Source organism: Vibrio chanodichtyis (assembly GCF_028863985.1).
Taxonomy (GTDB): Bacteria; Pseudomonadota; Gammaproteobacteria; order Enterobacterales; family Vibrionaceae; genus Vibrio; species Vibrio chanodichtyis.
The window spans coordinates 126,200-143,617 of record NZ_JARBFT010000004.1 but is presented as its reverse complement, the minus strand read 5'-3'; the positions used below and the strand labels follow the sequence as shown (position 1 = coordinate 143,617).

Annotated in this window: 17 protein-coding genes; 7 read left to right on the top strand and 10 right to left on the bottom strand. The window is 47.5% G+C overall.

Annotation, left to right across the window (positions count from 1 at the left end):
- Nucleotides 1-224: 224 nt before the first annotated feature.
- Nucleotides 225-1,517 carry a citrate synthase gene (locus PUN32_RS05980; protein WP_166013354.1) on the top strand — a complete coding sequence of 431 codons (1,293 nt, stop codon included), beginning with the start codon at nucleotides 225-227 and terminating at the stop codon, nucleotides 1,515-1,517.
- A gap of 112 nt (nucleotides 1,518-1,629) precedes the next feature.
- Here the strand turns inward: PUN32_RS05980 and PUN32_RS05975 are convergent, their stop codons facing one another.
- The 3 genes from PUN32_RS05975 to seqA form a co-directional block, all read right to left on the bottom strand.
- Nucleotides 1,630-2,388 (bottom strand): Nif3-like dinuclear metal center hexameric protein, encoded by a 759-nt coding sequence (locus PUN32_RS05975; RefSeq protein WP_274722226.1) that lies wholly within the window; start codon nucleotides 2,386-2,388, stop codon nucleotides 1,630-1,632.
- 138 nt (nucleotides 2,389-2,526) lie between these two features.
- Nucleotides 2,527-4,173, bottom strand: coding sequence for a phosphoglucomutase (alpha-D-glucose-1,6-bisphosphate-dependent) (gene pgm / locus PUN32_RS05970; RefSeq protein ID WP_274722225.1), 1,647 nt, complete (start codon nucleotides 4,171-4,173; stop codon nucleotides 2,527-2,529).
- A 110-nt stretch (nucleotides 4,174-4,283) separates the two neighbouring features.
- Nucleotides 4,284-4,817: a replication initiation negative regulator SeqA gene (gene seqA, locus PUN32_RS05965; protein ID WP_274722224.1), complete on the bottom strand. Its 534-nt coding sequence runs from the start codon at nucleotides 4,815-4,817 to the stop codon at nucleotides 4,284-4,286.
- 92 nt (nucleotides 4,818-4,909) lie between these two features.
- On the opposite strand from seqA, the gene PUN32_RS05960 reads away from it, so the two are divergent.
- The 4 genes from PUN32_RS05960 to fcrX all read left to right on the top strand — a co-directional run bounded on the left by PUN32_RS05960 (nucleotide 4,910) and on the right by fcrX (nucleotide 7,565).
- Complete coding sequence (locus tag PUN32_RS05960) at nucleotides 4,910-5,674, top strand: alpha/beta fold hydrolase (protein ID WP_274722223.1); 765 nt, start codon at nucleotides 4,910-4,912, stop codon at nucleotides 5,672-5,674.
- Between the two features lie 102 nt (nucleotides 5,675-5,776).
- A complete protein-coding gene (locus PUN32_RS05955; RefSeq protein ID WP_166013359.1) occupies nucleotides 5,777-5,998 on the top strand; it encodes a DUF2788 domain-containing protein in 222 nt (73 codons plus the stop codon).
- A gap of 48 nt (nucleotides 5,999-6,046) precedes the next feature.
- Nucleotides 6,047-6,574, top strand: coding sequence for a flavodoxin FldA (gene fldA, locus PUN32_RS05950; RefSeq protein WP_274722222.1), 528 nt, complete (start codon nucleotides 6,047-6,049; stop codon nucleotides 6,572-6,574).
- A 538-nt stretch (nucleotides 6,575-7,112) separates the two neighbouring features.
- On the top strand, nucleotides 7,113-7,565 hold the full coding sequence (gene fcrX / locus PUN32_RS05945; protein ID WP_274722221.1) for a ferric iron uptake transcriptional regulator FcrX: 453 nt from the start codon (nucleotides 7,113-7,115) through the stop codon (nucleotides 7,563-7,565).
- 97 nt (nucleotides 7,566-7,662) lie between these two features.
- Here the strand turns inward: fcrX and PUN32_RS05940 are convergent, their stop codons facing one another.
- The 3 genes from PUN32_RS05940 to fabB form a co-directional block, all read right to left on the bottom strand.
- Nucleotides 7,663-8,676: an aspartate-semialdehyde dehydrogenase gene (locus PUN32_RS05940; protein ID WP_274722220.1), complete on the bottom strand. Its 1,014-nt coding sequence runs from the start codon at nucleotides 8,674-8,676 to the stop codon at nucleotides 7,663-7,665.
- Nucleotides 8,660-9,805 carry a 4-phosphoerythronate dehydrogenase gene (locus PUN32_RS05935; RefSeq protein WP_274722219.1) on the bottom strand — a complete coding sequence of 382 codons (1,146 nt, stop codon included), beginning with the start codon at nucleotides 9,803-9,805 and terminating at the stop codon, nucleotides 8,660-8,662. Before PUN32_RS05935 ends, PUN32_RS05940 begins: the two co-directional genes overlap by 17 nt.
- 203 nt (nucleotides 9,806-10,008) lie before the next feature.
- Nucleotides 10,009-11,220 (bottom strand): beta-ketoacyl-ACP synthase I, encoded by a 1,212-nt coding sequence (gene fabB / locus PUN32_RS05930; RefSeq protein ID WP_166013364.1) that lies wholly within the window; start codon nucleotides 11,218-11,220, stop codon nucleotides 10,009-10,011.
- A 126-nt stretch (nucleotides 11,221-11,346) separates the two neighbouring features.
- Here fabB and mnmC point away from each other — a divergent pair, with 126 nt between their 5' ends.
- The gene (mnmC, locus tag PUN32_RS05925; protein WP_274722218.1) at nucleotides 11,347-13,362 is read left to right on the top strand and encodes a bifunctional tRNA (5-methylaminomethyl-2-thiouridine)(34)-methyltransferase MnmD/FAD-dependent 5-carboxymethylaminomethyl-2-thiouridine(34) oxidoreductase MnmC; all 2,016 of its coding nucleotides are present in this window, start codon (nucleotides 11,347-11,349) and stop codon (nucleotides 13,360-13,362) included.
- A gap of 216 nt (nucleotides 13,363-13,578) precedes the next feature.
- Here mnmC and PUN32_RS05920 read toward each other — a convergent pair whose 3' ends face one another.
- The 3 genes from PUN32_RS05920 to PUN32_RS05910 all read right to left on the bottom strand — a co-directional run bounded on the left by PUN32_RS05920 (nucleotide 13,579) and on the right by PUN32_RS05910 (nucleotide 15,169).
- Entirely contained in the window at nucleotides 13,579-14,106 is a 528-nt protein-coding gene (locus tag PUN32_RS05920) for an NADPH-dependent FMN reductase (RefSeq protein ID WP_274722217.1), read from the bottom strand.
- Between the two features lie 164 nt (nucleotides 14,107-14,270).
- A complete protein-coding gene (locus PUN32_RS05915) occupies nucleotides 14,271-14,561 on the bottom strand; it encodes a YfcL family protein (protein WP_274722216.1) in 291 nt (96 codons plus the stop codon).
- Between the two features lie 77 nt (nucleotides 14,562-14,638).
- Nucleotides 14,639-15,169 (bottom strand): elongation factor P hydroxylase, encoded by a 531-nt coding sequence (locus PUN32_RS05910; protein ID WP_274722215.1) that lies wholly within the window; start codon nucleotides 15,167-15,169, stop codon nucleotides 14,639-14,641.
- A 309-nt stretch (nucleotides 15,170-15,478) separates the two neighbouring features.
- On the opposite strand from PUN32_RS05910, the gene PUN32_RS05905 reads away from it, so the two are divergent.
- Nucleotides 15,479-16,102 carry a trimeric intracellular cation channel family protein gene (locus PUN32_RS05905; protein ID WP_274722214.1) on the top strand — a complete coding sequence of 208 codons (624 nt, stop codon included), beginning with the start codon at nucleotides 15,479-15,481 and terminating at the stop codon, nucleotides 16,100-16,102.
- 74 nt (nucleotides 16,103-16,176) lie between these two features.
- Here PUN32_RS05905 and aroC read toward each other — a convergent pair whose 3' ends face one another.
- Complete coding sequence (gene aroC / locus PUN32_RS05900) at nucleotides 16,177-17,262, bottom strand: chorismate synthase (RefSeq protein WP_274722213.1); 1,086 nt, start codon at nucleotides 17,260-17,262, stop codon at nucleotides 16,177-16,179.
- Nucleotides 17,263-17,418 lie beyond the last annotated feature (156 nt).

Below are 17,418 nucleotides of genomic sequence, written 5' to 3'. Positions count from 1 at the left end.
AGGCGTATCAGTAAATTTATTTGCCAAACCTAGGCTGCAACATTTTAGTACGGTTGAGTTAACAAGTTCTGCCACATGGAACATATTTTTAACTTTAGCACGGTAAAAAATCAAAGTGACTGCACACATCAGAGGACAAGCATTGACTTTGCCTGAGATCAGACGTACAAGAATCACACACAAAGATCCTGGACGGATTAAATTAACAAACAAAGGAGATGGTTATGGCGGATCAGAAAGCGACCCTGCACATTGAAGGTAAAGCGCCAATCGAATTGCCGATAATGGATGGTTCTCTTGGCCCACAAGTCATCGACGTTCGCACCTTAGGCGCCAACGGTTACTTTACTTTTGACCCAGGCTTTCTTGCCACTGCATCTTGTGAGTCTCAAATTACCTACATCGATGGCAATAAAGGTATTTTATTGCATCGTGGTTACCCGATCGATCAGCTCGCCAATAACGCGGACTACTTAGAAGTGTGCTACATCCTTCTGTACGGTGAGGCGCCCAATCGCAAGCAATATGAAGAATTCAAAAAAATCGTAACTCGCCACACTATGGTGCACGAACAGATCGCCAGCTTTTTCCACGGCTTCCGCCGTGATGCACACCCAATGGCGGTAATGTGTGGTGTGGTTGGTGCGTTAGCGGCGTTTTATCACGATTCTCTTGACAACAATAATGATACTCACCGAGAAATCGCGGCTTATCGTCTGCTGTCAAAAATGCCAACCTTGGCCGCAATGTGTTACAAATATTCAGTCGGTCAGCCGTTTATCTATCCACGTAATGATTTGAGTTACGCAGAAAACTTTTTACATATGATGTTTGCGACCCCTTGTGAGGAGTATGAGGTTAACCCCATCGTCGCGCGTGCCATGGATAAGATTTTTACTTTGCACGCCGACCATGAGCAAAATGCCTCTACTTCTACCGTACGTTTGGCGGGGTCATCGGGGGCGAATCCATTTGCCTGTATCGCTGCAGGAATTGCTTCTCTGTGGGGGCCAGCTCACGGTGGCGCGAATGAGGCATGTTTACGTATGCTGGAAGAGATCGGCTCAGTCGATAAAATTCCGGAGTATGTCCGACGTGCGAAAGATAAGGATGATCCTTTCCGTTTGATGGGCTTTGGTCATCGGGTCTATAAAAATTATGACCCACGCGCGACGGTCATGCGCGAAGCGTGTCATGAAGTGCTCAAAGAGTTGAATATTCAAGATCCACTGCTGGATGTCGCCTTGGAATTGGAGCGTATTGCCCTATCTGACAGCTATTTTATCGACAAAAAACTCTACCCGAATGTCGATTTTTACTCCGGTATTATTCTTAAAGCGATCGGTATTCCTATCTCAATGTTTACCGTGATCTTTGCTATGTCACGGACCATAGGTTGGATTGCGCACTGGAATGAGATGCACAGCGATCCAGACAACCGTATTGGTCGCCCACGTCAGTTGTACACTGGCCAACAATTGCGTGATTTCCTACCCCTGCATGAACGCCATTCGTGATCCTAACCGGTGATCCATCACACCACTAATATACAACTAGAGCGAGGTCATCTCGCTCTAGTTGATATTGCCATCCTTAAATCACCACCTAATGCGGTGAGCATGCTGTGCACTACACCGGATTATCAATATCAATAAAGGTAACATCGAATCCGTGATGTTGTGCCAACCATTCGCCTAACGCTTTAATTCCGTAACGTTCGGTCGCATGATGGCCCGCTGAGAAATAGTGAATCGACTGTTCACGTGCCGCATAGGTGGTACGCTCCGAGATCTCTCCGGAGATAAACGCATCGAGGCCACAACTGGCCGCCAACTCAATGTAATCTTGTCCACCACCGGTACACCAACCGATCGTTTCAATCAACTTATCCGCTTGCTCCGGAGCGATGTGCAACGGTGCTCGGTTAAGCGTTTGTTCAATTCGCTGCGCGAGTTGTTGTGCGGTCAATGGTGAAGCCAAGCGACCAAACATCGCCACCGATTGCGGATGCCCTTCCAAACCACCTTCGACACAAATCCCTAAACGCTGGGCTAATTGTGCATTATTGCCCAGTTGCGGATGGATATCTAAAGGCAGATGGTATGCATACAAATTGAGATCATTTTGGATCAGGGTACGGATCCGGCGGCCTTTCATACCGCGGATAGCCTCCGGTTCATTTTTCCAAAAATAACCGTGATGGACTAACAACGCATCGGCATTGTTCTCGATCGCCGCCTCGATTAAAGCCAAGCTGGCCGTCACTCCGGTAACAATCCGTTGCACCTGAGTTTTACCTTCAATTTGCAAACCATTAGGACAGTAATCTTTGATTAACTGTGGTGACAATGTCTCATTTAGCAAAGCTTCTAGCTGTAAATTGTTCATCTTGTAATCCATTGAGCAGCAGAGTGGAATATCTCAAGGCCATCCACGTTTAGGCTTGCTGTATCATACAAATTATTAAGCGATATAAAAGACAAAGGGGCGATGTCAGCGCCCCTTATTTTCATCCTCACAGCTCGGTTATAAACCCGCGTCTTTAAACACTTGGTTCACAATCTGCTGCGCTTCAGATTCGATTTGCTTTAAGTGCTCAGGCCCTTTAAAGCTCTCACAATAAATCTTGTAAATATCTTCGGTACCAGAAGGGCGGGCGGCAAACCAGCCATAATCGGTGGTCACTTTCAAACCGCCAATCGCTGCGCCGTTGCCCGGTGCATGCGTTAAACGAGCGGTGATTGGATCACCGGCTAATGTTTGCGCTGCCACCTTCTCTGGTGAGAGTTTTTTCAGTACATTCTTCTGCGGCCCATTGGCCACCGCTTGCAAACGGCTGTAATGAGATTCACCATGTTTGGCCGCTAGCTCATCGTAATATTGCTGTGGATTTTTGCCGGTAATCGCCGTGATTTCTGCCGCTAATAGGCATAACAAGATGCCATCTTTATCGGTCGACCAAGGTGTACCATCTTGGCGTAGGAAAGAAGCTCCCGCACTTTCTTCACCACCAAAGCCAAAACGCCCAGAGTACAAGCCATCAACAAACCATTTGAAGCCAACCGGCACTTCACACAATTCACGACCAAGATCGGCTACCACTTTATCAATCATGGCACTGGAAACTAATGTTTTACCAACCGCGACATGCTCTGCCCATCCTTGACGGTGACGATACAAATAATCGATGCACACTGCTAAGAAATGGTTGGGATTCATCAAGCCTTTAGGCGTAACGATACCGTGGCGATCGTAGTCTGGATCATTACCAAACGCTAAATCGTACTCATCTTTCAACGCCAATAAGCCCGCCATCGCATAGGGCGAAGAGCAGTCCATACGGATTGCACCATCTTTATCCAGTGACATAAATTGGAAACTTGGGTCGATCGCTTCGCTGACCAAAGTAATATCCAACTGATAGGCTTGCGCAATTTGACGCCAATAATCGATACCACTGCCACCAAGAGGATCAACCCCGATTTTTAGCTTGGCCTGTTGAATCGCCGCCATATCGATCACATTGACCAAATCATCAACATACGGTTTAACCAAATCGATTTGCTTAAACAGTGGCGATTGTAATGCCAAAGCCAACGGCATACGTTTGACCCCACTAAGATTGGCACTGATATAAGCGTTAGCACCATCTTCAATCGCTTGGGTTAATTCACCTTCCGCTGGGCCGCCATGGGGTGGGTTATATTTAATGCCACCGTCTTGTGGTGGATTGTGCGATGGCGTGATCACAATACCGTCGGCTTGCGCAGTATGCTTACGATTGTAAGTTAAGATCGCATGGGAAATCCCCGGTGTCGGGGTGTAGCCGTTATGTTGTTGCACGATGACTTCAATACCATTGGCAATCAGCACTTCCAAGACACTACTAAACGCAGGCTCTGACAACGCATGCGTGTCTTTACCAATAAAGATCGGCCCGGTCACCCCTTGTGCACGGCGCACATCGGCTACCGCTTGGGCAATCGCTAAAATATGCTGTTCATTAAACGTAGTTTTATCTGACGTACCACGGTGCCCCGAGGTACCAAATTCGACTTTATGCGCCAGATTGCCAGCTTCTGGCTGGAGTAAGTAATAATTTGCAACTAGCGCAGGGATATTGTGCAGATCCTCTTGTCGCGCCTTTTGTCCAGCACGAGGGTGCATCGCCATAGTGACATCCTTTGTTTAAATTTTGTCTAAAATAAAACCCCATAATATAACGGCATCGCGCTACGCATTATGAGGCTTAAATCAGAATTTTTGGCTGTGATTAGCAAAAATTAAATCGAATGAGTAACTTTCTCAATAATGTCACTTGGGAACCCCATCCGCACCATCACCTGTTCTACCATCTGTTGCTTACGGCTGGTGTTGTTGTTGGTGATCACCCAAAATGGCGTGTTAGGAATCGACTTAGGCTTAGTCGTTTGGCCACTCGCCAATAACGTCTGTTGATTATCGGCAAAATAAACCCGCTTACGACCTTTAACCATCGTCGCGGCTGAAAAGCTAATAGCGTCGATGCGGTATAGGGTCGACAACACTAACATAAAGCGATCGATCGCATTTTTCAGGCTAGCAAACTCATCGGAAATCAGTAGCGAACGCATCGCTTTTACGCTATCAATTTTGGTCTCTAACGCGGCATCTTTGCTCACCACTAATCCTTTCGGCTCAGCCATCGGCGCAACAACCCACTCACCACTGTCAGCATTGAGTAGACGACGCAAAATATCGGAAGCACTTTCACCAATATGCATCGTTTGACTGGCAATGTAACGGTATAGATCCTCATCAACCTCAATTGTTTTCATTCGCTTTTCACAATCTCTATGTTTAAACTTTTGCGGATTATAGCGAGATCTTGACTGAGACTCTACGTTAAACCAATCACTAATAAGATAAAATGTCAGCACTTCTTAATTACAAACTTGAAGGCAGCGGTAATACCGTTGTTTTGATCCACGGCCTATTTGGCAGCATGGACAACCTTGGCTTACTGGCTCGTGATCTCAAACGAGATCATCAAGTCCTGAGTCTGGATCTGCGTAACCATGGACAGTCGTTCCATAGTGATGCACATAATTATCCTTTGATGGCACACGATGTGAACCAATTACTTGAACATCTTAACCTCACGGCAGTGACTGTGATTGGCCACTCAATGGGTGGTAAAGTCGCAATGAAACTCGCCGAGCTTGCTCGGCAAAAAATTCGACAACTGGTGGTATTAGACATGTCACCCGTCGCCTACCACCAGCACCGTCACGATCAGGTGTTCGCTGCGCTGGAGGCGGTGTTGGCACAAAAACCTACTTCGCGCAGTGAAGTGATGTCACTGCTTGCCCAGCACATTGAGCAAGAGGGCGTTCGACAGTTTCTTGGCAAATCTTTGCAAGCAGAGCAAAACGTGATGACTTGGCGCTTCAATGTCGCGGCGTTAAAAAAGCACTATGCCGACATTTTAGGCTGGCAGACGATCGCCCCTTGTCCCATTCCTACTTTATTTATTAAAGGGGCAGATTCTGATTACTTGACTGCGCAACACCAACCGATAGTACAAGCACAGTTTAGCCAAGCCAAAGCGCATGTGATCGCTAATACCGGTCACTGGTTACACGCAGAAAAACCAAACGAGGTACTGCGCACGATCCGCAAATTTATCGATTGACCGCACGCCGCTACGAAGTGAATTGAGAAACACTACGCCGATTAACTTTGTCGACTAACAGTGGTATAGTGCGCGCAAGTAATTTGGCATCAAGGAATGTGCATGCTTTACGACGATATCAACACATTAGAGGCAATTGGACTCGATCTGTTGTTTGCTTCGCTGTTTTTCCTGATCGGAATGGCGATTAAAGATGTGTTGAAACAAGCCAATGTTCCCTTATTAGGACGTCGTATCGTATGGTTAGTGCTCTTTTTAGGGTGCGCAGGCTTTGTCGCCAAAGGCATAATTCAATTGACTTGGGAAGGCGGTGGACTAGGTTAAGCTCAACCAAGCCTCTCGACTCTTTAACAATCTAAAGGTAATGATTCTATGGCAAGTGTAGGTATCTTCTTTGGCAGCGACACCGGCAACACCGAAGCGATTGCAAAGATGATTCAAAAACAACTCGGTAAAAAACTGGTTCACGTACAAGATATTGCTAAAAGCAGCAAAGAAGATATTAACAACTTCGACTTGCTGTTATTAGGCATTCCGACTTGGTATTACGGTGAAGCTCAGTGTGACTGGGATGATTTTTTTCCTGAGTTAGAAGCCATTGATTTTTCAACCAAACTTGTTGCAATTTTTGGTTGTGGCGACCAAGAAGATTACGCAGAGTATTTCTGCGATGCGATGGGAAGTGTACGTGATATCGTGCAAGCCAAAGGCGCAACCATCGTCGGTCACTGGCCAATCGAAGGTTATGAATTCGAAGCCTCTAAAGCTCTCGCCGATGAAAACCACTTTATTGGCCTGTGTATCGATGAAGACCGCCAACCAGAACTCACCGAACAACGTGTCACCCAATGGGTAAACCAAGTTTATCAAGAGATGTGCTTGGCTGAACTGGAAGACTAAGTTTGATGGCAGCATAAACCTAACATCCCCTGCTTTTGCTAGGGGATGTTTTTATTAATCCAGACTCTACGCCTAAACCATCCAATCTCTCATCAGCAAAGCCACTAAAAGTGCTCTACAGTTCCGTAGCGACTTCACACTATTCGCGAGATAACGTCTCAAGAGTATTTTCTTCATACCTTGAGTAGCCTAGACTGCAGCTAAAGCAACCACCGTTATAACTCACTATTGCGAAATAATGTGGATAACCATTGCCACCATACTGGAGAAACAGCAAACCGTGAAATCCGTATCCTGTTCCAATGTGTTGCCACGAAGGTACAGGCTTCCAATTAACCGCTTGAAGTTCGTGGTTTATTGTTCACGGCGACTCACCTATAATGCAGTTCAACATCAATTTCTGTTATCCCCAACGAATTGAGATGCAGCTAAATAGCCAGTGAGAAATGTTCACCGATTCGACAGTTGACGTGGATTTGACAACGATTAACCTCATGTAGCAGCGATTTATCACGGCAGAACATCAACAGGAAAGTATATGTCAGACAACAATCAAGCGCTAAAGGATGCGGGTCTTAAAATTACCCTTCCACGGCTTAAAATTTTAGAAGTGTTACAACAACCAGAATGCCAACATATTAGTGCTGAAGAACTGTACAAAAAGTTGATTGATCTTGGCGAAGAGATTGGTCTTGCCACCGTGTACCGAGTTCTGAACCAATTTGATGATGCCGGCATTGTAACCCGCCACCACTTCGAAGGTGGTAAGTCGGTGTTTGAACTCTCATCTCAACATCACCACGACCACTTAGTGTGTCTGGACTGCGGTGAGGTGATCGAGTTTTCGGATGATGTGATTGAACAGCGCCAAAAAGAGATCGCGGCAAAATACAATGTGCAATTGACCAACCACAGTCTGTATCTGTACGGTAAGTGCGGTAGTCAAGGCAACTGCAAAGACAACCCTAACGCCCATCGCCCAGCGAAATAAATCGCTAAACCAAGCTTGGTTTAGATGGCGAGAACCAGATAAAGCAAAACCCACCAGCCGGTGGGTTTTGTTATAAATGAGTGCTCATCAAGGTCGTTTACAAATAATCGCGCACTAACAGCTCAGCAATTTGTACTGCATTGGTGGCAGCACCTTTACGCACGTTATCGGCCACTACCCACAAGTTAATTCCGCTATGATGGCTGATGTCATTACGTACTCGGCCAACCAAAACATCATCTCTTCCGCCCGCATCACGCACTTGGGTTGGGAAATCGGCGCCACGGAACACTTCAATGCCAGCGGTTTGTTCAAGCAGATCGAGCACTTGCTCTGCATCAATCGGCGAGCCGGTTTCTACATGCACCGCTTCCGCATGGCCGTAAAACACCGGTACTCGTACACACGTTGGGTTAACCATGATTGACGGATCATTGAAGATTTTCTGGGTTTCCCATACCATCTTCATCTCTTCTTTGGTGTAACCGTTATCCATAAATTGATCGATTTGTGGAATACAGTTGAATGCGATCTGTTGGCTAAAGGCATTGGTTTCTGCAGGATAACCATTAAGTAGCTTGGCCGTTTGTCCCGCCAGCTCATCAATCCCCGCTTTACCTGCACCAGAAACCGATTGATAAGTGGTCACGTTAATCCGCTCAATGCCAACCGCATCGTAAATCGGCTTTAGCGCGACTAACATCTGAATGGTGGAGCAGTTCGGGTTGGCAATAATATTGCGGTTACGAAACTCAGCAATCGCTTCTGGATTCACTTCCGGCACCACAAGAGGAATATCATAGTCATAACGGAAATGTGAGGTGTTATCGATCACCACCACGCCCGCTTCAGCCGCAATCGGAGCCCAATGTGCCGATAGTTCACCACCGGCCGAAAATAGCGCGATATGCACTTGTGACCAATCAAAGGTTTCAACATTTTGCACTTGCACTGTCTTACCGTTAAAGCGATAGGTTTTACCTTCACTGCGCTCACTGGCCAGCAAGAAAAGTTCCGCGACAGGAAACTCACGTTCCTGCAACACTTGCAACATGGTTTCGCCTACGGCGCCCGTTGCGCCAAAAATGGCAACATTAAATTGTTGGCTCATCACATACCTCTACTTGAAAACCGAGTTTAGCCAAAGGAGCCAAATCACACTCAGCACCTCCGGTTAATGTCACCGCGCTGTATTCACGTCGATCCCAATAGTGTTTGCGGATTAAGTCAAACGCTCCGGGTTGATGGATCTCGCGGCGAAACAGTGCGTCATCTTGGCGCACATCATAAATAATTTGAGTCAGCGTATGCAGCGTTACTTCATTCCATGCCCGATCGAGATAGACCTTAGGCACAGGAGCGCGAGGCAATAAACTGGCTGGATCCGCATGCAGTGTTCGGCCAAGAAACGCACAATAGCTGTTGAAAATCATGGTGGTACCACGCGCCTTACCTTCCAGACCATAGCCGGCAATATGCGGGGTAGCAAATGCCAGCAGGGGCAGCAATTCCATATCCACTTGCGGTTCAAATTCAAACACGTCTAACACCGCGGTAAAACCATCACCTTGCTGCAAACGCGCTTTAAGCGCTGCGTTATCGACCACAGGGCCACGCGCCGCATTAATCAAAATTTGATCACTGCGTAAGTTTTGTAAGATCGGCTCATTAATCAAATGCTGGGTCGGCCATTCACCTTCGCGTGTAATGGGCGTGTGTAAAGTGATCACATCCGCTTGTTCGAGTAAGGCATCCAGCTCAGTAAAGCTGCGCGGATCGCCTTGTGCTTGTTTCGGGGGATCATTGAGCAGGACCTTGATCCCAATGGCAGACAAGCAGCGCGCTAAATAACTGCCCACTTGCCCGGCTCCCACAATGCCAACCGTTTTATCAAAAATAGAAAAACCTTGCTGCTGTGCCAGCACCATCAGTACGCTAAACACATATTCCGCCACCCCAACCTTGTTACAGCCAGGTGCCGCGGTAAACAAAATATCACGTTCGGCCAGTAACGCTTGGTCAACATGATCCATCCCCGCCGTCGCACTGCCAACAAACTTCAAGCGATTGGCTTTGGCTAGCAGCGCCTGATTCACTTTAGTGACCGAGCGAATCATTAAGGCATCGACATCAATCAAATCATCGGCCGTTAAGCTACGACCCGGTTTTAAAATCACTTCACCAAGCTGACTAAACAGTGCTTCAGCGTAAGGCATGTTCTCATCAATTAGAATTTTCATCGTCGGAATTTGCGGCAGTCAAAGTTGCGGGCATTGTGCAGAAAAGCGTGGAGGCTGTCGAGAATAAAAATACCCGGAGGCCTAAGCCACCGGGTAAACATCCAGAACCTAAGGATTTTGTTCCGCTTTCCATGGAACAAAGTCTGCGTCTGTTGCGATTAGTGAGACTAATCTGTTCTGGAAACTAGGTTGGATTGGGGCACTTAGCCTTGGTACTTTTTGATCACCAAGGTTGCATTCGTGCCACCAAAACCAAAGCTATTCGACATCACAGTGGTCAGCGCTTGTTCACGCATTTCCGTCACAATATCGAGACCGTGTGCCGCTTCATCCAAGGTATCAATGTTGATGCTTGGCGCAATAAAACTGTGATGCAACATCAGAGTTGAGTAAATCGCTTCATGTACCCCTGCTGCGCCCAATGCGTGACCAGTCATCGCTTTGGTGGCTGAAATAGCAGGACTGTTACCAGCAAACACTTGTTGGATGGCACCGAGCTCTTTCACATCACCCACTGGTGTAGAGGTGCCGTGAGTGTTGATATAGTCAATTTTATCAACATCTTGCATTGCCATTTTCATACAACGCACCGCACCTTCACCCGATGGAGCCACCATATCGTAGCCATCTGATGTCGCGCCATAACCAACGATTTCACCGTAGATGGTGGCACCACGTGCCAACGCGTGTTCCAACTCTTCCACGACCACCATACCGCCGCCACCAGAGATCACAAAACCATCGCGATCCGCATCGTAAGTCCGCGAGGCTTTTTCTGGGGTTTCGTTGTATTTGGTCGACAGCGCACCCATCGCATCAAACATCATGGTTTGTGACCAGTACAGCTCTTCGCCGCCACCGGCAAATACGATGTCTTGCTTACCCAGTTGGATCAGTTCAACCGCATGACCAATACAGTGAGCAGAAGTGGCACAAGCAGAACTGATTGAGTAGTTCACACCGCGAATTTTAAATGGTGTTGCCAAACATGCAGAAACGGTAGAAGACATGGTACGAGGCACCATGTAAGGTCCAACACGCTTAACGCCTTTTTCACGCTGCGTATCCACCGCGATCATTTGGTTTTCAGACGATGCGCCACCAGAGCCAGCAACAATACCGGTACGATCATTGGAAACTTGCTCAGCAGTCAGACCCGCATCCGCAATCGCTTGCTCAAGAGATAGGTATGCATACGCAGCCGCATCACCCATAAAACGCATTTGCTTACGATCAATATGCTCTTGTGGGTTAATTTTTAAATCACCCCATACCTGTGAACGCAAGCCATGCTCTTTAAACTGTTCAGAGGCAGTAATGCCTGACTTACCAGCTTTTAGTGAGGCTAAAACTTCTTCGACGTTGTTACCGATACTCGAAATAATACCCATACCGGTGATGACGACTCGTTTCATGTAACATTCCTATTGTATAAATTTGGCTAGATAATAGCGAAGAAGAATAACAGAAGTGGTCAGCTTTCCCATTAATTCGTACAATCTCAGCCCACATTCAGCTTGATTTAATAAAATTTGTTCACTATGTCATCCATTTCTCACGCCCAGCTTGGCTGGAACGAAGCCGGAACCCCAGTCTCCGCTCAATTTGACGATGTCTATTTCTCTAACGTCAATGGGTTAGCCGAGACACGTTATGTGTTCCTTGAGCAGAATCATCTACCACAAAGATGGCACCATGATGACCAAACTCGCTTTGTGATTGCGGAAACTGGTTTTGGTACTGGGCTGAATTTTCTGGCAGTTTGGCAAGCTTTTGTCGCATTTCGGCACAGCAATCCCAGCGCTAAGCTCAAACAACTGCATTTTATTAGTTTTGAAAAATACCCGCTGAGTAAAAACGACTTAATCCAAGCCCATCAAGCATGGCCTGAGCTGGCACCATTCGCACAAAAGCTGCATCAGCACTACCCATTAGCCATTCCTGAGTGTCAGCGGATTGTGTTAGATGACGGACTGATCACGCTCGATCTGTGGTTTGGCGATATTAAAGACTGTCTGCCGAAAGTGGCAACCCAAGAACAAGGTTTGGTCGATGCATGGTTCCTCGACGGTTTTGCGCCAAGCAAAAACCCAGAAATGTGGAATCAAGGCCTGTTTGAAAGTATGGCGAAACTGGCGAAAAATGGCTGTAGCTGCGCCACCTTCACCGCAGCCGGATTTGTCCGCCGCGGCTTAATCGAAGCGGGTTTTGCCATGCAAAAGGTCAAAGGTTTTGGCACCAAGCGGGAGATGCTGGCCGGCCGTCTGCGCGAGAAACTGCCCTACACCAATATCGCGCCAGAATTTCGATTTGCCGCCACGCAAGGTCTACAAGAAGTCGCCATCATTGGCGGCGGCATCGCCAGTGCGACCTTAGCGACTACCCTAGCTAGACGTGGTATTGCCGTTACACTTTACTGTGCCGATGAAAAACCTGCGCAAGGCGCATCGGGTAACCGACAAGGCGCGGTCTATCCACTGCTCAGTGGCGATCACAGCCCGGTCTCACGCGTATTTGCTCCCGCCTTCCTGTTTGCTCGCCAATTTATTGAACAAGCAGCAGAGCAGATAAGCTTTGACCATGCTTGGTGCGGAGTGACCCAATTAATGTGGGATCAAAAAGCCACCGAAAAACTCACCAGTATGCTTAAGGGAGATTTCCCAGAACCATTAGTTCATGGTTTATCCGCCGAGCAAACCAACCAACAAGTCGGCGTGCCAGTGGATCAAGCCAGTGTACATTATCCGCTTGGCGGCTGGCTCTGTCCGGCAGAACTCACCCAAGGACTGCTCAATACGTTAGTGCAAGCCGGTAAGCTCAGCGCCCATTATCACACTCCGATTGATGCCCTAACTTGGCTGCCTGAAACACAGCAATGGCAACTGCACAGTGGCGATAAAGTGATGCAACATCAATCCGTAGTGATTGCCAGTGGTCATCAATTTGACTGTGTGGCACAAACCGCCGACTTACCACTCGGCAAAGTTAAAGGTCAGGTCAGCCATATTCCAACCACCGATACGCTCAGCAAAATCAACAGCGTGCTCTGTTATGATGGCTATATGACGCCAGTCAGCCAGCAAAATGGTCAGCACTGCATTGGCGCAAGTTATGATCGGCAAAATCTAACGCTAACGTTTGATGCGCAAGCACAACAGGAAAATGCGCAAAAACTGATCCACTGCTTAGCTAAGCAAACTTGGCCATTGGAAGTGGATGTTAGCGGTAATCAATCACGCCAAGGCGTGCGCTGTGTGAGTCGCGATCATCTGCCTTTGGTTGGCAATATCGGTGAACTGACAAAAATTACCGAGCAATACCGAGAGTTAGCACAGCAACCAGAAGCGGAGCCGATTGCACTCTATCCTCAGCTTTATGCTTTTGCTGGACTTGGCTCACGCGGTTTAAGTAGCGCACCGCTGATGGCTGAGCTGCTCGCCTCACAAATATGTGGCGATCCTCTGCCACTAAGTGTTGATCTGTTAGAACAGTTACACCCATGTCGGATGTGGGTACGTAAACTGCGTAAAGGAAAAGCACTAACTCAGAAAGCTTAATCGAGCCATACTCAAACCACTTGGAGTTGCAGGTAGGCGGCAAGTGAGTGAGTCCCCATCAGCATAGACAAACTATGCAATTGGGGTGAACGAACGTCGCCAACACCGCTGCAGCTTCAAGTAGGAAGAGTGTATCCAAGAGTCAAACCATCAAAAGTCGATCAAAAAAGCCTCGCACTGCGAGGCGTTATTCATTTCAGCGTTAATAGGCCGTTTTTAGGCAGAAAGCTTAGCCACCGCCGCTTTCAGCTCAGCAACTATCGCAGGATTGGTGATCACCCCTTGCTCAACATCGAAGTTGTCATAGAAGCTCGGCACAGAAACGGAAGCTTGCACATTACAACCAAAGAAAGGGGCTGCAGCGGTTGCCGCGGCGAGCACCGATTTTGCACCACCAGGACCTGGTGAGGTGGCTAAGTACACCGCCGGCTTGTCAGCAAACATCGCACGATTAATACGGGTCGCCCAATCAAACAGGTTTTTATAGGCGGCTGGATGATGTCCATTGTGCTCAGCAAACGAGATAACATAGGCATCCGCTTGTGCTAAATCATCTAAAAAGGCTTGCGCACCTGCCGCATGACCCAGTTCCTTTTCCAAATCTTCACTAAACATAGGTACAGCGTAATCATTGATATGCAACACTTGTACTTGTGCGCCATCAATCAGACCGGCGGCAAAAGTAGCCAGCGCTTGGTTAATCGAAGTAGAACTGCTGCTTGCACCAAAAGCGATAATTTTCATTGAGGTATCCCCTGATCCGTGTTGAATAAAGAGTAGTCTGCAAACCTATAGCCAGCAATCTCAATTTTTTCACTTAGTTGTTCAAAAAAATTGAACAACCTTAAATCAGAGCCAAACAAACTATGTGATTGGGGTGAGCGAACGTCACCAACACCGCTGCAACTTCAAGTAGTAAGGGGATATTGATTGGCGAATACTTGGCGAGCAAGCTGCTGCCAAAGCTCAGTCACTATCACCCGATCGAGCGGGCTAAGCTCCGAGCGAGCGGCGGCAATACTCTGTTCAATTTGCCGTTTGAAGACATCCAGATCCTCGATGCCCTCTTCTTCACACTGCGCTGCGGACAGTGATATGTGTCCACGCAAATAGCCACCCGCAAACAGTTCATCATTCGATGCATGAGCAACTTGTGCATCAATCAGAGCCAGCAGTTTTTCTTCAAATTCAATAATCATGATGTCTCATTATTAGGCTAGTGGTGGGTAACGGGGATTAATTAATCCGCTACACAGTAGCATTTTAAACCAAACAGTTATCGAATAATAAACTGCTCAGCCTGTAAAGCGGGAGTGCGGTAAAAAGCTTGCAATGCCTCAGCCAGCATTTTGACGCGTAGTGGTAAACCTTGTTCAAGAATATTGAGCACTTGAGTGTGAACTTTGCTCATAAATGCCAAACGATCCGGTTCAAAATCACCATTGAGGTTGTCACAACTCACGGTAAACGGAAAACCAGCACTCTGTGCCAAAATCCATTCATAAGCTTGCGGACGAATTTCTACTCGTTCAAATTCAGCCTGGACTTGCGCACTACGCCCATCAGGTTCATACCAGTAGCCAAAATCTTCCAATAAACGCCGCTCAGGGCCTGCCACACACCAATGGGCAATTTCATGCAATGCCGAAGCGTAAAAGCCTCGTGCAAAAATGATCCGGTGATAATTCACCTGCTGATCCGCAGGCAGGTAGATCGGCTCATCGCCACCCAACTCTAATTTAGTCTGATAAGACTCGAAAAAAGTCTGGTTGAAAATCTCAATTAAGTCTTGATAGTTATGATTCATGGCACAGGGTCGCAATGGATGACGCTGTGCATTCTGGCGATTTTTTATTGGCGGGTAAAGTGTTAAGCAAGATCTTCGCTCGACTGACCAAAAAAACGCTCAGCAGACCTTAACTTTAAGCATTATTTTTTCTAATCCAAATAGTTTCAACCTTATAAAAAATCATTATTTATTTGCTTAGTGATTCTCTAAAATTTTGCCTTAATTTTCCTATCTCAAAACTGCTTGCAATGACAGTGAACAAGTCAATTTATCCAGCTAGTTGATAAGCATTAATCTGAGACCCTGGCACGAAATAAGGTAAGGCGCATGCTACTTAGCGTTTTGTATGTGATTGGAATTACGGCAGAAGCCATGACCGGCGCACTCAGTGCTGGGCGGCGTAAAATGGACTGGTTTGGCGTGATGTTAGTCGCGAGTGCGACCGCCATTGGTGGTGGTACGGTGCGCGATATTCTGCTGGGTCACTACCCATTAGGTTGGGTGAAACATCCTGAATATCTGGCGATCACTTGTGTGGCGGGCATACTCACCACAGGGATCTATCGCTGGGTGATCAAGCTAAAAGGCTTATTCATTCGCCTCGATGCGTTAGGCTTAATCGTGTTTTCGATCATCGGAACTCAAGTCGCGATGGGAATGGGGCTACACCCTGGTATCTGCCTCGTTTCGGCGGTGGTCACCGGTGTATTTGGCGGGCTATTACGCGATTTGATTTGCCGCCAACCACCTCTGGTATTGCATGAAGAGCTGTATGCTTCGGTTGCCTTAATCGCCTCTGGACTCTATCTCACCTTGCTAGAATTGGGAGTGAGCGATGTGCCCAGTACCATCGCCACTCTGGTGGTCGGCTACACATTACGCATGGCCGCAGTACGCTTTAAATGGCGTCTCCCCTCATTCCACTTAGAAGCGGAAAACTCGCTTCACTAGTCGCGGATTGTAAAAATAACAACGCCCTCCATCGAGGGCGTTGTGCTATCAGCGGCTAAGCTCTAAAAATAAAGCTAGATTTTCGGAGTGGTGGTTACTACCCCTTGATTCTGACCACGATGACGCAGCAGGTGATCCATCAACACAATCGCTAACATCGCTTCAGCAATCGGAACGGCACGGATCCCCACACAAGGATCATGACGCCCTTTAGTAATAAGCTCGGTTGCGGCTCCGTGCAGATCAATCGTCTCACCCGGAATGGTAATACTTGAGGTCGGTTTGAGCGCGATGCTCGCCACAATATCCTGCCCACTGGAAATCCCGCCTAAAATGCCACCGGCATGGTTAGAGCGAAATCCTTGCGGGGTCAGCGGATCACGATGTTGGCTACCTTTTTGCTGCACCACAGCAAAACCATCACCGATTTCTACCCCTTTCACCGCATTAATGCTCATCAGTGCATGGGCAATATCCGCATCCAAGCGATCAAATACGGGTTCGCCTAGTCCAACCGGAACCCCGGTCGCCACCACTTGAACTTTGGCACCAATCGAATCGCCCTGTTTTTTCAAATCACGGATCAGTGCATCAAATGCCGCGACTTTATCAGCATCTGGGCAGAAAAAATCGTTGTGTTCAATCTGGTCCCAATCGACTTTATCTATCGCAATCTCACCCATCTGTGACAAATAAGCCCGCACTTGAATACCAAATTCTTGCTGCAGATATTTTTTGGCAATCGCGCCGGCTGCGACACGCATTGCGGTTTCACGTGCCGATGAACGGCCACCACCGCGATAATCTCGCGTACCATATTTTTGCTGGTAGGTGTAGTCCGCATGTCCGGGGCGAAACTTATCTTTAATCTCTGAATAATCTTGCGAGCGTTGGTCAGTATTTTCGATCAACAGCCCAATCGATGTACCCGTGGTGTGACCAGCAAAGACGCCAGAAAGAATTTTGACTTGATCCGGTTCGCGCCGCTGAGTGGTATAACGTGATGTACCCGGGCGACGACGGTCGAGATCGACTTGTAAATCCGCTTCGCAGAGAGCGAGCCCTGGTGGGCAGCCATCCACAATACATCCCAGTGCGATACCGTGACTTTCTCCGAAGGTGGTGACTCGGAAATGTTGTCCGATACTGTTTCCTGCCATGATTTCCTCAATGTTCAGTAAAATTGACTTTCACTGATTAACGATGGTTAGTGGCTTCATAGTGGCGTTTATGCTCAATGATGTAAAGTGTTAAACATCATCAGATTGCGCTCGATTCTGTCACCCGACTTAGCTCTCAAGCGCCCCCTGCTACGA

Bases quoted from the DNA above. Each gene is read 5' to 3' on its own strand.
- PUN32_RS05980 (WP_166013354.1), top strand. From the start codon at position 225: ATGGCGGATCAGAAAGCGACCCTGCACATTGAAGGTAAAGCGCCAATC.
- PUN32_RS05975 (WP_274722226.1), bottom strand. From the start codon at position 2,388: ATGAACAATTTACAGCTAGAAGCTTTGCTAAATGAGACATTGTCACCA.
- pgm (WP_274722225.1), bottom strand. From the start codon at position 4,173: ATGGCGATGCACCCTCGTGCTGGACAAAAGGCGCGACAAGAGGATCTG.
- seqA (WP_274722224.1), bottom strand. From the start codon at position 4,817: ATGAAAACAATTGAGGTTGATGAGGATCTATACCGTTACATTGCCAGT.
- PUN32_RS05960 (WP_274722223.1), top strand. From the start codon at position 4,910: ATGTCAGCACTTCTTAATTACAAACTTGAAGGCAGCGGTAATACCGTT.
- PUN32_RS05955 (WP_166013359.1), top strand. From the start codon at position 5,777: ATGCTTTACGACGATATCAACACATTAGAGGCAATTGGACTCGATCTG.
- fldA (WP_274722222.1), top strand. From the start codon at position 6,047: ATGGCAAGTGTAGGTATCTTCTTTGGCAGCGACACCGGCAACACCGAA.
- fcrX (WP_274722221.1), top strand. From the start codon at position 7,113: ATGTCAGACAACAATCAAGCGCTAAAGGATGCGGGTCTTAAAATTACC.
- PUN32_RS05940 (WP_274722220.1), bottom strand. From the start codon at position 8,676: ATGAGCCAACAATTTAATGTTGCCATTTTTGGCGCAACGGGCGCCGTA.
- PUN32_RS05935 (WP_274722219.1), bottom strand. From the start codon at position 9,805: ATGAAAATTCTAATTGATGAGAACATGCCTTACGCTGAAGCACTGTTT.
- fabB (WP_166013364.1), bottom strand. From the start codon at position 11,220: ATGAAACGAGTCGTCATCACCGGTATGGGTATTATTTCGAGTATCGGT.
- mnmC (WP_274722218.1), top strand. From the start codon at position 11,347: ATGTCATCCATTTCTCACGCCCAGCTTGGCTGGAACGAAGCCGGAACC.
- PUN32_RS05920 (WP_274722217.1), bottom strand. From the start codon at position 14,106: ATGAAAATTATCGCTTTTGGTGCAAGCAGCAGTTCTACTTCGATTAAC.
- PUN32_RS05915 (WP_274722216.1), bottom strand. From the start codon at position 14,561: ATGATTATTGAATTTGAAGAAAAACTGCTGGCTCTGATTGATGCACAA.
- PUN32_RS05910 (WP_274722215.1), bottom strand. From the start codon at position 15,169: ATGAATCATAACTATCAAGACTTAATTGAGATTTTCAACCAGACTTTT.
- PUN32_RS05905 (WP_274722214.1), top strand. From the start codon at position 15,479: ATGCTACTTAGCGTTTTGTATGTGATTGGAATTACGGCAGAAGCCATG.
- aroC (WP_274722213.1), bottom strand. From the start codon at position 17,262: ATGGCAGGAAACAGTATCGGACAACATTTCCGAGTCACCACCTTCGGA.